The following is a 12,319-nucleotide window of genomic DNA, read 5'->3' on the forward strand; positions in this document are numbered from 1 at the left end:
CAACGGAACGGAACGGAACAGCATGCCTCTCAGCGGTGAGTACGAGCCGAGCCCGGAGCAGTGGGTGCGCGACCAGGTCGAGCTCTACGAGTCGTCCAACGGCGCCGACGGCACCACCATGCGGGGCCGGCCGGTGGTCGTCCTCACCAGTGTGGGCGCGCGCAGTGGCAAGATCCGCAAGAACCCGCTGATGCGGGTCGAGCACGACGGCCGGTACGCCGTGGTGGCCTCCCAGGGTGGTGCGCCCAAGCATCCGACCTGGTACCACAACCTGGTGGCGCATCCGCTGGTCGAGCTGCAGGACGGTGCTCGGCGACGGGACATGACGGCCCGTGAGGTCAGCGGCGCGGAGCGGGAGTTGTGGTGGGACCGCGCCGTGGAGGCGTGGCCGGACTACGCCGAGTACCAGAAGAAGACGGACCGGGTGATCCCGGTCTTCGTCCTGGAGCCCGCAGCTGCCGCGGACTGACCCTGGATTCCCCGCGCCCCCTGCTCTATCGTCCGTCCCGGAGATCACCACCGGCCGCCGGGGAGCAGGGGTTCGCACCGTGGACGAGGTACTGACCGAGCAACGCACCACCGCCCCGGCGGTCGCCACCACCACCGCCCCGGCGGACGCCACCCGCACCGTGCGGGCGGGCTCGGCGCCGGGCACCACCGTCCGCTGCGGCCTGCCCGATCTGATGCTCGCCGACCTGGCGGTCTCCGTCGTCTTCTGCTTCCCGCGGGCACTGGACGCCGACCGGATGGCGGCCGGCCTGGCCCGCGCCCTCGCCCGGGCGCCGATCTTCGCCGGCCGCCTGCGCACCGCGCCCGACGGCACGCTGGAGATCCGCTGCACCGACGACGGCGTCCCGTTCACCACCGCGGTGGCCCCCGACACCCTGCCCGAGGTGCTCGGCCGGCTGACCCTGACCGCCGCCGGCTACACCGACCACGTCCAGGCCACCGCCGCCCGCACCGGCGGCCACCCGCTGCTGACCGTCCGGCTGACCAGGCTGGCCGACGGTGGCACGGCGCTCGGCTGCTCCTGGCACCACGCCCTGGGCGACATGCAGACCTTCATGGTGCTGATGAGCGCCTGGTCGGCCGCCGTCGAGGGCACCGAGGCGCCGGAGATCACCGTGGTCGAGGACCGCGACGCCTACCTCGACTCGGTGCTCCCGCCCACCGACGCGGGCCGTCCGGGCTTCCGGCTGCCGGACGCGGCCGACGCCGCCAGGCTGACCCGCGAGATCGAGCAGGCGGCGCTGGCCAACCGCACCGTGCAGGTCTACTTCACCGACGACGAACCGGCCCGGATGCGCGCCGAGTTCAGCGAGCAGGCCGGCACCCGCCTGTCCACCAACGACGTGCTGACGGCCCATCTGATGAGCACCCTGCGCCAGTTGGACGAGAACCACGACGAGCAGTACCTCACCATGCCCGTCAACCTGCGCCGCTTCCTGGACGCCCCGCCCGGGGTGCTCGGCAACCTGCTCGGCGAGGTCTACCTCGCCGGCCCCCCGGACCAGGCCCCGGCCGAACTGGCCGCAGCCATCCGGGCCGCCGTCACCGACTTCACCGGCTCGCACCTGAGCCTGCGCGCCAGCCGGGCCTTCCTCGACGCCCTGGGCCGCGAACGGCTGCGCGACTGCGTGCCGTTGGGCTTCGACCCGGCACGCAAGACCTTCACGCTCTCCAGCTGGTGCCGCACCGGGATCTACCGGCTCAGCTTCGAGGGACAGCGCCCGAGCTTCTTCAGCCCGACCGGCAACCTCCCGCTGCCCTGGGTCTCCTGGCTGGTCGAGGGCTTCGAGGGCAGCGGCTACCTGCTCACCGTGGTGCTCCCGGCCAGACTCGCGGCCAAGGTGCGCTCGGCGGCCGGCCGTGCGGCGCTGCACCAATTCCGCGAGCCGGCCGACGTGCTGCCGCCGCTGGCGGGCGCGGTCCGCAAGCTGGTCTGAGCCTGTGGCGCGGGGCCGGCCGGCCCCGCGCCACAAGGCCGGCTCAACCCGGTACCGTCACTCGTTCTCGTAGGTCGCCGTGATCGTGCCGCGGCCGACCGCCAGGAACCCGAGCGTGCCGCCGATCGCGGCCGGCGAGGTGTCCGAGTCCAGGCCGAGCTTCGGCGCGCCCACCGCTGTCACCGAGAAGACGTAGCGGTGCGGGCCGTGCCCGGGCGGCGGCGCGGCGCCACCGAAGTTCTTCGTCCCGTAGTCGTTGCGCGCCTGGACCGCGCCGGCCGGCAGGCCCGCGAAGTCCCCGGTGCCCGCGCCGGTCGGCAGCGAGGTCACGTCGGCCGGGATGTCGAAGAGCACCCAGTGCCACCAGCCGCTGCCGGTCGGCGCGTCGGGGTCGAAGCAGGTGACGGCGAAGCTCTGGGTCCCGGGCGGGAAGCCCGCCCAGCTCAGCTGCGGCGAGGTGTCGCCGCCGGCCAGCACCTGGGCCTCGGGCAGCAGGCCACCGTCGGTCAGGTCGGTGCTGGTCACGGTGAAGCCGGGGACGGGGCGCTGGAAGTCGTGCGGAAGCGGTGGCCTGGTCACGTCGGGAGAGCTCCTGAGGATGCGGGATGGTTGGGTCCGAGAGTAGACGAAGGGCGGCCACCCCTCCACGGGGTGACCGCCCTTCAACTCGACGCGTCGTCAGCCGGTCGTCAGCCAGCCGTCAGCCGGTCGCCGACCGGTCGTCAGCCCTGGTCGCGCTTTGCCAGGAACTCGGCGACCTGCTCCTTCACCTGGGGCGTGTCCAGCCCGCGCACCGTCATGGTGGTGCGGCGGCGCAGCACGTCGTCGGTGGTGTAGGCCCACTCGTTGTCGGCCGCGAAGGCGACCTGCGCCCACACGTCCGGACCGTCCGGGTGGATCGGCTCGCCGAGCGCCGGGTCCTCGGCGATCAGGCGGGCGATGCCGAAGGAGAGCGTGCCGTAGTGGCTGGCCAGGTGCTTGGCGACCAGCGGCTCCATCCGCGAGCCGGGCTCGCGGTCGATCAGCAGCCGGTGCGCCACCGCGTTCGGCGCGCCGATGCCCGGCAGCGGGACGGTGGCGGGGATCGGCGAGAGGTCCTCACCGATGCCGGTGCCGCGCACGTGGGCGAGCTTCTCCAGCACGGTGCGGCCGATGTGGCGGTAGGTGGTCCACTTGCCGCCGGCCACCGACAGCATCCCGCCGCGGCCCTCGGTCACCACGGTCTCGCGCTTGGCGGCGGCGGTGTCGCCGGGGCCGCCGGGCAGTACCCGCAGGCCCGCGAAGGCGTAGGTGATCAGGTCGCGGTCGAGGTGCTCGTCCTTGATCGCGTGGCCTGCCTCGTCCAGGATCTGGTCGATGTCCGCGTCGGTGGCGCGCACGTCGCGCGGGTCGCCGGTGTACTCCTCGTCCGTGGTGCCGAGCAGGACGTGGTCCTCCCACGGAATGGCGAAGGAGACGCGGTACTTGTCGATCGGGATGGTCAGCGCGGCACGCCACGGGGAGCGGCGCTTGACCACCACGTGGGCGCCCTTGGAGAGGCGGATGCTCGGGGCGGCGCCCGCGTCCTCCATCCGGCGCAGGTGGTCGACCCAGGGGCCGGTGGCGTTGAGCACCAGGCGGGCGTCGACGCCGAACTCGGTGCCGTCCAGCCGGTCCACCAGCTCGGCGCCGGTGACCCGGGTGCCGGTGAAGCGCAGGCCGGTGACCTCGGCGTGGTTGAGCACCACGGCGCCCGCGTCCACGGCGGCGCGCACCGTCATCACGGCGACGCGCGAGTCGTTCATCTGGTGATCGCCGTAGACCGCGACCGAGCGCAGGCCCTCGGTGCGCAGCGCCGGCACCTGCTGGGCGGCGTGCGCGGCGGTGGAGACCCGGCCCATGCCGTCGCGGAAGGCGGAGAGCGCGGAGTAGAGGAAGACGCCGGCGCCGAGCTTGGGGGCGCTGTGCGGGCCGCCCTTGTAGACCGGCACGAAGAAGGTGAGCGGGTTGACCAGGTGCGGGGCCACGTCGGTGGCCAGCGCCCGGCGCTCCTTGTGGTTCTCGGCGACCAGCTTGACCGCGCCGGTCTGCAGGTAGCGCAGACCGCCGTGGACCAGCTTGGAGGAGGCGCTGGAGGTGGCGCCCGCGAAGTCGCCCCCGTCCACCATGGCGACCTTGAGGCCCGCCTGGGAGGCGGTCCAGGCCACGGCCGTGCCGAGGATGCCGCCCCCGATCACCAGCAGGTCGTAGGTGGCCTTGCCCAGCAGCTCACGGGTCTCGGCGCGGGAAGCGGTGCGGCCGGGGGTGCGCTCGGCGCCCAGGGTCGGGATGGTTGCCATGGTGTGTGTTCCGGGCCGCGGTGCGGGCGGCGCCGGGTCTCCTCTCGAAGTGCGGTTCGGCCTCCGGGGAGGCCGGGGAAAACTCGCGTGCCGGCCGGGGCGTCACCGCCCCGGCCGGCGTCCTGCTCAGCTCTCCTGGTCGTCCTCCTCCACCCAGCCCATGGTGCGCTCCACGGCCTTGAGCCACTTCTTGTACTCGCGCTCCCGGGTGGCCTCGTCCATCCGCGGCGTCCACTCGGCGGCGCGGTGCCAGTTGGCCCGCAGGGTGTCCAGGTCGTTCCAGAAGCCGACGGCCAGGCCGGCCGCGTAGGCCGCGCCGAGCGCGGTGGTCTCGGCCACGAACGGGCGCTCGACCGGGGCGTCCAGCACGTCCGCGATGTTCTGCATCAGCAGGTTGTTGGAGGTCATGCCGCCGTCGACCTTGAGCGCGGTCAGCGTCACGCCGGAGTCCTTCTCCATCGCGTCGACGACCTCGCGGGTCTGCCAGGCGGTGGCCTCCAGGACGGCGCGGGCCAGGTGGCCCTTGGTCACGTACCGGGTCAGGCCGGCGATCACACCGCGGGCGTCGGAGCGCCAGTACGGGGCGAAGAGGCCGGAGAAGGCCGGCACGAAGTAGGCGCCGCCGTTGTCCTCGACGGTGTTGGCCAGGGTCTCGATCTCGGCCGCGGTGGAGATGATGCCGAGCTGGTCCCGCAGCCACTGCACCAGCGAGCCGGTGACCGCGATCGAGCCCTCCAGGGCGTAGACCGGCTTCTGGTCGCCGATCCGGTAGCCGACCGTGGTCAGCAGGCCGTGGTACGAGTTGACGATCTTCTCGCCGGTGTTCAGCAGCAGGAAGGTGCCGGTGCCGTAGGTCGACTTGGCCTCGCCCTCGTCGAAGCAGGTCTGGCCGAACAGGGCCGCCTGCTGGTCGCCGAGCGCGGCGGCGACCGGGACGCCCGCCAGGTCGCCGACGGCCTCGCCGTAGACCTCGGCGGAGGAGCGGATCTCGGGCAGGACGGCCAGCGGCACGCCCATCGAGTCCGCGATCTTCTCGTCCCAGGCCAGCGTGTTGAGGTTCATCAGCATGGTGCGCGAGGCGTTGGTGACATCGGTGATGTGCTTGCCGCCGTCGACGCCACCGGTGAGGTTCCAGATCACCCAGGTGTCCATGGTGCCGAACAGGATGTCGCCGGCCTCGGCGCGCTCGCGCAGGCCCTCGACGTTGTCCAGCAGCCAGCGGATCTTCGGGCCGGCGAAGTAGCTGGCCAGCGGCAGGCCGGTCTCGCGGCGGAACCGGTCCTGGCCGACGTTGCGGCCCAGCTCGCGGCAGAGCGCCTCGGTGCGGGTGTCCTGCCAGACCAGCGCGTTGTGCACCGGCTCGCCGGTGTTCTTGTCCCAGAGCACGGTGGTCTCGCGCTGGTTGGTGATGCCGATCGCGCGGATGTCGTCCTTGGTCAGGTTCGCCTTCTCCAGCGCGCCGCGGACCACGGACTGCACCCGGGTCCAGATCTCGGCGGCGTCGTGCTCGACGTAGCCGGGCTGCGGGAAGATCTGGCGGTGCTCCTGCTGGTCGACCGCGACGATCCGGCCGTCGGCGCCGAAGATGATGCAGCGGCTGGAGGTGGTGCCCTGGTCGATCGCGGCGATGTAGTTGCCGGCGGGCTCGCTGTTCGCACTCATGTGGGTCAAATCCTCGGCTCTGAGGGGTGGGTGGGGTCTTGGCACTGGCAGCACGGTGCCTTTAGAACAGGCCCTTGTACAGCAGGCCGGAGAGCAGGCCACCGATGACGGGACCGGCGACCGGGATCCAGGCGTAGCTCCAGTCCGAGCCGCCCTTGTTCGGGATCGGCAGCAGCGAGTGCACGATGCGCGGGCCGAGGTCGCGGACCGGGTTGATGGCGTAGCCGGTCGGGCCGCCGAGCGAGAGGCCGATGCCGACCACGGTGAAGGCGGTCAGCAGCACGCCGATGCCGGTCAGGGCGCCGTTGACGGTCAGCCCCTGGGTCAGGATCGCCATGCAGAGCACCATGGTCGCGATGATCTCGGTGAGGAGGTTCTGGATCGGGTTCCGGATCTCGGGACCGGTCGAGAAGATGCCGAGCGTGGGCTCCTCGTTCGCCTTGAACTGGCCGAGGTAGGTCAGGTAGACGAGGACGGCGCCGATCATCGCGCCGAGCAACTGGGAACCGAGGTAGAGCGGCACCTGGCTCCACTGGCCGGTCTTGACGGCGACGGCCAGCGTGACCGCCGGGTTGAGTTGACCACCGGACTTCGAGGCGACCATGTACGCGGCGATCAGCACCGCGAAGCCCCAGCCGAAGGTGATGGCCACCCAGCCGGCGTTGAAGGCCTTGGACTTCTTCAGCGTGACGGCGGCGCAGACGCCACCGCCCAGGAGTATCAGGGCGGCCGTGCCGAGCGTTTCACCGACGAAGACATCGCCGTTCGAGAAGGCGGACACAAAGACTCCTTTGTCCATATGGCCGGTGCCTAGTGGGTCGAGCCCGTGGCAGGCGGTGGGGGAGAGCGCCACGGCGGGGGAGACCGTGGCGGGTGCGCGCGCCTTCCGTCACCGGGAGGCGGGCCTGCGGTGGGGACGACCGGTGGGCGGAGGATCAGGCTGTGCTCGTCGCCTCCGGCGGCCACCGTTCGACATTGTCGACCGCTATGCGGGAGTTTTCCCCTTGTCGGCGGCTACGTCAAGGCCGGGTTACCTCCCTGTGACCCTCCCCTCCTCCGGCCGGGCCGCCGGTCCCGCGAAGCTACCAGCCAAATAGCTGAAAATAAGGACAAAACACCGGAGGGTGGACAGGAAGCCTGTCCACCCTCCGTAACCTCTTCGACTCCCGCAGCGCCGCACAGTGGCCGCCCAGGGACCGCCCAGGGACCACCTGGCGTCGTTCGGCGTCGTTCGGGGCCCGCGCCCCGGACCGACCGCTCAGAACCGCCCGGCGCCCAGGTCCCGGGAGATCGCCCGGGCCGCGTCCCGCACCGAGGCGACCAGCTGCGGCCGCACGAATCCGTCCTCGCAGACCCGCTCCACCGCGCCGCTCACGCAGACCGCGCCGACCGGGTTGCGGCGGCGGTCCTGGATCAGCGCGCCGATCGAGGCCACCCCCTCCCAGGTCTCCTCGATCGCGTCCGCCCAGCCGCGCTCGCGGATCAGCGCGCACTCGGCGTCGACGTCCTCCAGGGAGGTCAGTGTGCGCGGGGTGTACGCCTGCAGCGGCTCGTCGCCGAGCTCGCCGCGGGCCACCGGGTCGTAGGCCAGCAGCACCTTGCCGAGCGCGGTGCTGTGCAACGGGTGCATCGACCCCACCTCCAGCACCTGGCGGGTGTCGTCGGGCCGGAAGACGTGGTGCACGATCAGCACCCCGCGCTGGTGCAGCACCCCGAGGTAGACCGTCTCGCCGCCCGCCCTCGCCAGGTCGTCGGCCCAGACCAGGGCGCGGGCCCGCAGCTCGTGCACGTCCAGGTAGCTCTGGCCCAGCCGCAGCAGCTCGGCGCCCAGCTGGTACTTGCCGCTCTCCGGGTCCTGCTCGACGAAGCCCTCCTGCTGCAGCGTGCGCAGGATGCCGTGCGCGGTGCCCTTGGCGAGGTCGAGCGAGGTGGCCACCTCGGACAGGCCCAGCCGGCGCTCACCGCCGGCCAGCAGACGCAGGATCGCGGCGGCCCGGGAGAGCGACTGGATCGGGCCGGGCATGGGGGACCTCCACTGGCAACTCTGACAGGTGGTTCTGGTTGACGTTCGACAATGTCGCACAGTTCGTGGTCATGCCGACCGCAGGGGTATCGTCCCGAGTCTGCCAGGCGCGACCGCGGACCCGCACGTCGCCTACCGGTTCTCGGCCGTTTTCTTCGCCGCCATCCTCCCCGGTCGCGGCCGTCGCACCGACCTCGGTGCGATCCCGGCGCGACGTCAGCGCGGCGACAGGACGGCGCTCAACTCGGCGATCCGCTCCGGCCCGACCCGGCAGCACCCGCCCACCAGCCGGGCCCCGTCCGCGACCCACCCCGCCGCGAACCCGGCCGGTCCGGCGCCCGCTCCCGTCCAGTCCCGCGCGGCCGGATCCCACCGCTCACCGCTGTTCGGATAGGCCACCACCGGCTTGCCGGTCACCCGCGCCGCGAGCCGCACCGCCGCGCCGACCTCCTCGGGCGCGCAGCAGTTGACCCCGACCGCGACCACCTCGGGTGCCCCGGCGGCCACCGCGAAGGCCTCGGCCAGCGGCTCACCGGCCCTGGTCCGGCCGCCCGCCACGGTGTAGCAGAGCCAGGCCGGCACCCCGACGCCACGCACCGCGCGCACCAGCGCCCGTGCCTCGGTCACGTCCGGCACCGTCTCCAGCGCGAGCACATCGGGCCCGGCCGCCGCCAGCACCTCAATGCGGGGCCGGTGGAAGCGCTCCAGCTCGGCCACGCTCAGCCCGTACCGGCCGCGATACTCCGAACCGTCCGCCAGCGCCGCCCCGTACGGCCCGACCGAGGCGGCCACCCAGCGCCGCCGCCCGTCCCCCGCGGCGACGGCCCCCGCGGCGACGGCCCCCGCGGCGACGTCCCCTGCGGCGACGTCCGCCGCCTGCCGGGCCAGCGCCACGCTGGAGGCCAGCAGCCGCTCCGCCTCGCCGCGCCCGATCCCGCGCCGGGCGAACCCCGCGAAGCTCGCCTGGTAGCTGGCCGTGATCACCACCTCGGCCCCCGCCGCGTAGTACGCCCGGTGCGCCGCCACCAGTGCCTCGGGCGCGTCCGCCAGCAGCCGGGCCGACCAGAGCTCGCCGTCGCCCAGGTCGTGCCCGGCGGCGGTCAGCTGGTTCGACAGCCCGCCGTCCAGCACCAGCGGGCCCGCCGCCAGCGCCCGGGCGAAATCGTCCGCCGCCACCCTCGCCACCTCCTTCGACCGCGCAGGCACTACCGCGCAGGCACCACCACGCCTGGACCACCGCGTACCTCCCACCTCGCACGGCGGCTCCAACTGAACCGTAGACCTGCCGTCAGCCGCGCGGACTACGATCCACACCATGACCACTCACCAGGCCACCCGCCCCGCCACCTTCGGCCCCTGGGCGCACTGCCACTGGTGCGGCACGCCCTATCCGGAGGGCACCACCGCCTGGCCGCGCACCTGCTCCGGCTGCGGCGAGATCAGCTACCGCAACCCGCTGCCCGTGACGGTCAGCCTGCTCCCGGTGAACCGCCCCGACGGCGGTCAGAGCCTGGTGGTGATCCGCCGCACGATCGAGCCCGGCTACGGTCTGCTGGCGCTGCCCGGCGGCTACGTCGACTACGGCGAGAGCTGGCAGCAGGCCGCCGTGCGCGAGCTGCGCGAGGAGACCGGCATCCACGCCGACGCCGCCGACGTCACCCTGGTGGCCACCGACTCCGACAGCGCCGGCGGCTTCCTCTGCCTCTTCGCCCTGCTCCCCGCCCAGGACCTGGCCGCGCTGCCGCCGTCCGTCCCCACCGACGAGACCGAGGGCTGGCAGCTGATCGAGGCACCGACCCGGCTGGCCTTCCCCTTCCACACCCGGGTGGCCGACGCCTGGTTCGCCGGCGAGTACCAGCCGAGGAGCTGAGCCGGCGTCCGCCCGGGGTCTGATCCTCCACCAGTCCGTGGACGGAAGACCGGGCTTCACGCCGATGCTTGACTGCAACCCATGACAGAGACACTCGGCGTACCCCGTCCGGACCAGGTCGACTACCTCACCCAGGCCGCCGCCACCGACGCGGGCGCAGCCTACAAGCGGCGCCTGCTCCAACTGCTCGACCCCGGGCCGGGGCAGGCCGTGCTCGACCTCGGGTGCGGCCCCGGCACCGACCTGGGCGCGCTGGCCGGGGCGGTGGGGGAGCGGGGCCGGGTGATCGGCGTCGACCAGGACCCGGTGATGCTCGCCGAGGCGGCCCGCCGCACCGCCGACCGCCCCTGGGTCGAGTTGCTCGAAGGCGACGCGCACGCGCTGCCGCTCGCCGCCGCGAGCGTGGACCGGGCGCGGGTGGACCGCGTCCTGATGCACGTCGCCGACCCCGCCCAGGTGCTGGCCGAGCTGCGCCGGGTGGTCAGGCCCGGCGGCCTGATCGCCCTCGCCGAGCCCGACTGGGACACCCTGGTGGTGGACGCCGAGGACCTCGACACCAGCCGGGCCTTCACCCGCTTCACGGTCACCGAGGTGGTCCGCAACGCCGCCATCGGCCGCCGGCTGGCCCGGCTGGCCGAGCAGGCGGGCTGCACCGTCCGCACCGTCGAGGCCCACACCCCGGTCTTCCGCGACCCGCGGCTCGCCGATCAGCTGCTCGCGCTGGGCCGCAACACCCAGCGGGCCATCGACCGCGGCGCCCTCGACGAGCAGCGCGGCCGTGCCTGGTTCGCCTCGCTCGGCGCCGGGCCGTTCCTGGCGGCCTTCACGCTCTTCACCGTGCTCGCCGAGGTGCCCGAGGCCTGATCCCGGCGGCCTGCCCGACCACCTCGGCCAGGCCTGCCCCCCGCCCCGGGCCAGGCCTGCCCCCCGCCCCGGGCCTGGCTGCCCCGCCTCAGGCCGCCTCGCCCGCCAGCGTCTCGGCCGCGATCCCCAGCCGCTCGCGCAGCACCGCCTGCCCGGCCGCGGTGATCGCGACCGCGCGGGTGCTGCCGATCCGGGTCACCCAGCCCGCCGCCAGCGCGTGCCGGCAGAACGCCGCCCCGACGGCGCCCGCCAGGTGCGGGCGCCGCTCCGTCCAGTCCAGGCAGGCCAGCACCGCCGGCCGCTGCCCGCCCGCCGGGACGGCCACCTCCAGCGCCGCCAGCCACTCCCCGCCCTGCTCGGTCAGCCGCAGCCCGCTGGTGCGGTCCAGCAGCCCGCGCTCGGTCATCGCGTCGTAGATCGCCACGCCCACCGTGCCGGCCAGGTGGTCGTAGCAGGTCCGCGCCCGCGCCAGCGCGTTCCGGCGCCCGGCGGCCGAGAGCGAGCGCGGCGGCGGGGGTGTGGGCCGGGGCGGGGCCAGCGCGGCCAACTGCTCGATCAGCTCGGCCACTTGCGGATTCGCCAGCCGGACGTACCGGTGCCGCCCCTGCCGCTCCTCGGCCAGCAGCCCGCCCGCGACCAGCTGATGCAGGTGCCCGGTCGCGGTCGCCGGGGCCACCCCCGCGTGTCGGGCCAGCTCACCGGCCGTCCAGGCCCGCCCGTCGACCAGCGCAAGGCAGAAGGCCGCGCGCGTACCGTCCGCCAGCAGCGCGGCCACCTTCGCCAGTTGTGGAGCCTCGTCCATCTGTTCGGTCATCGCCATGTACCCCATTCTCCTCGCCGACCGTTCGGCCACCGCCGAAACGCGGGCCGCCCAGGACGGGCCGCATGATCCCGGTAGTGGCACCGCACGCCCCCGACCGGCCCGCCGATCGCGCCCCGGCTACTCCGCCGACCCAGCCGATCCAGCCGACTCCGCCGGCAGCGCCACCGCGCTCCGCAGCAGCGCCACCTCGTCCGCCGGCCCGCGCACGGTGACCGCCGCCTGTGCCCCGCGTCCGAAGGCGAAGAGCAGCAGCTCCGCCGGCTCGCCGGTGACCCGCACCGAGCCCGCCCGCCGCTGAGCCACCGTCAGATTCGCCCCGTCCGGCCGGTCCAGCACCAGCCGCACCGGAGTGCGCCGCCCCAGCTCGAACCGCGCGAGCATCGGCAGCCGCCGCCAGAGCACCTCCGCGAGCGCCGGCCCGAGGGGCCGCGGCTCCCAGGCCACCGCCCGCCGCACGTCCTCGGCGTGCACGAAGTACTCCACCGTGTTGGCCGCCTCGTCCGCCCCCGGCAGCGCGAACGGCGACAACCGCGGCGGCCCGGCCGCGAACCGCGCCACCAACTCCTCGTACGGGCGGCGCGCGTACCCGGCCTGTACCCGCGCCGTCCAGCCCGCCAACCGCCGCAGCTGGATCCCGGGCGCCGCGTCCGGGCGCCCCTCGCGCACCACCAGATGGGCGGCCAGGTCCCGGGTCCGCCAGCCGGCGCAGAGCGTCGGCCCGTCCGGTCCCGCCGCCGCCAGCAGCCCTGCCAACCGCTCCCGCTCCCCGCGCGCGTGATTCGACATGCCGTCAGGCTAGCGGCGCCGACCGGC

Annotated in this window: 12 protein-coding genes; 4 read left to right on the plus strand and 8 right to left on the minus strand. The window is 73.9% G+C overall.

Annotation, left to right across the window (positions count from 1 at the left end; translation table 11 throughout):
* The first annotated feature begins 22 nt into the window (after positions 1–22).
* Entirely contained in the window at positions 23–469 is a 447-nt protein-coding gene (locus OG455_RS35485) for a nitroreductase family deazaflavin-dependent oxidoreductase (protein ID WP_266300387.1), read from the plus strand.
* A gap of 79 nt (positions 470–548) precedes the next feature.
* Positions 549–1,946, plus strand: a complete 1,398-nt coding sequence (locus OG455_RS35490; protein ID WP_266300388.1) for an acyltransferase — start codon at positions 549–551, stop codon at positions 1,944–1,946.
* A gap of 57 nt (positions 1,947–2,003) precedes the next feature.
* Here the strand turns inward: OG455_RS35490 and OG455_RS35495 are convergent, their stop codons facing one another.
* From OG455_RS35495 to mmuM, 6 genes are all read right to left on the minus strand, one after another.
* Positions 2,004–2,525 (minus strand): YbhB/YbcL family Raf kinase inhibitor-like protein, encoded by a 522-nt coding sequence (locus OG455_RS35495; protein WP_266300389.1) that lies wholly within the window; start codon positions 2,523–2,525, stop codon positions 2,004–2,006.
* Between the two features lie 143 nt (positions 2,526–2,668).
* A complete protein-coding gene (locus OG455_RS35500) occupies positions 2,669–4,264 on the minus strand; it encodes a glycerol-3-phosphate dehydrogenase/oxidase (protein ID WP_266300390.1) in 1,596 nt (531 codons plus the stop codon).
* Positions 4,265–4,390: 126 nt separating this feature from the next.
* Entirely contained in the window at positions 4,391–5,926 is a 1,536-nt protein-coding gene (gene glpK / locus OG455_RS35505) for a glycerol kinase GlpK (RefSeq protein ID WP_266300391.1), read from the minus strand.
* A gap of 61 nt (positions 5,927–5,987) precedes the next feature.
* Positions 5,988–6,707: an MIP/aquaporin family protein gene (locus tag OG455_RS35510; RefSeq protein ID WP_266300392.1), complete on the minus strand. Its 720-nt coding sequence runs from the start codon at positions 6,705–6,707 to the stop codon at positions 5,988–5,990.
* 477 nt (positions 6,708–7,184) lie between these two features.
* The gene (locus OG455_RS35515; protein ID WP_266300393.1) at positions 7,185–7,949 is read right to left on the minus strand and encodes an IclR family transcriptional regulator; all 765 of its coding nucleotides are present in this window, start codon (positions 7,947–7,949) and stop codon (positions 7,185–7,187) included.
* A gap of 216 nt (positions 7,950–8,165) precedes the next feature.
* Positions 8,166–9,125, minus strand: coding sequence for a homocysteine S-methyltransferase (gene mmuM / locus OG455_RS35520; RefSeq protein ID WP_266300394.1), 960 nt, complete (start codon positions 9,123–9,125; stop codon positions 8,166–8,168).
* Between the two features lie 139 nt (positions 9,126–9,264).
* Here mmuM and OG455_RS35525 point away from each other — a divergent pair, with 139 nt between their 5' ends.
* Both OG455_RS35525 and OG455_RS35530 read left to right on the plus strand, forming a co-directional pair.
* A complete protein-coding gene (locus OG455_RS35525; protein ID WP_266300395.1) occupies positions 9,265–9,819 on the plus strand; it encodes an NUDIX domain-containing protein in 555 nt (184 codons plus the stop codon).
* Positions 9,820–9,900: 81 nt separating this feature from the next.
* Positions 9,901–10,683 carry a methyltransferase domain-containing protein gene (locus tag OG455_RS35530; protein ID WP_266300396.1) on the plus strand — a complete coding sequence of 261 codons (783 nt, stop codon included), beginning with the start codon at positions 9,901–9,903 and terminating at the stop codon, positions 10,681–10,683.
* Between the two features lie 88 nt (positions 10,684–10,771).
* On the opposite strand, the gene OG455_RS35535 is transcribed toward OG455_RS35530, so the two are convergent.
* Positions 10,772–11,497, minus strand: a complete 726-nt coding sequence (locus OG455_RS35535) for a helix-turn-helix transcriptional regulator (RefSeq protein WP_266301077.1) — start codon at positions 11,495–11,497, stop codon at positions 10,772–10,774.
* Between the two features lie 126 nt (positions 11,498–11,623).
* Complete coding sequence (locus tag OG455_RS35540) at positions 11,624–12,292, minus strand: TIGR03085 family metal-binding protein (protein ID WP_266300397.1); 669 nt, start codon at positions 12,290–12,292, stop codon at positions 11,624–11,626.
* Positions 12,293–12,319 lie beyond the last annotated feature (27 nt).

This window comes from Kitasatospora sp. NBC_01287, from assembly GCF_026340565.1.
In the GTDB taxonomy this organism is placed as follows: Bacteria; Actinomycetota; Actinomycetes; order Streptomycetales; family Streptomycetaceae; genus Kitasatospora.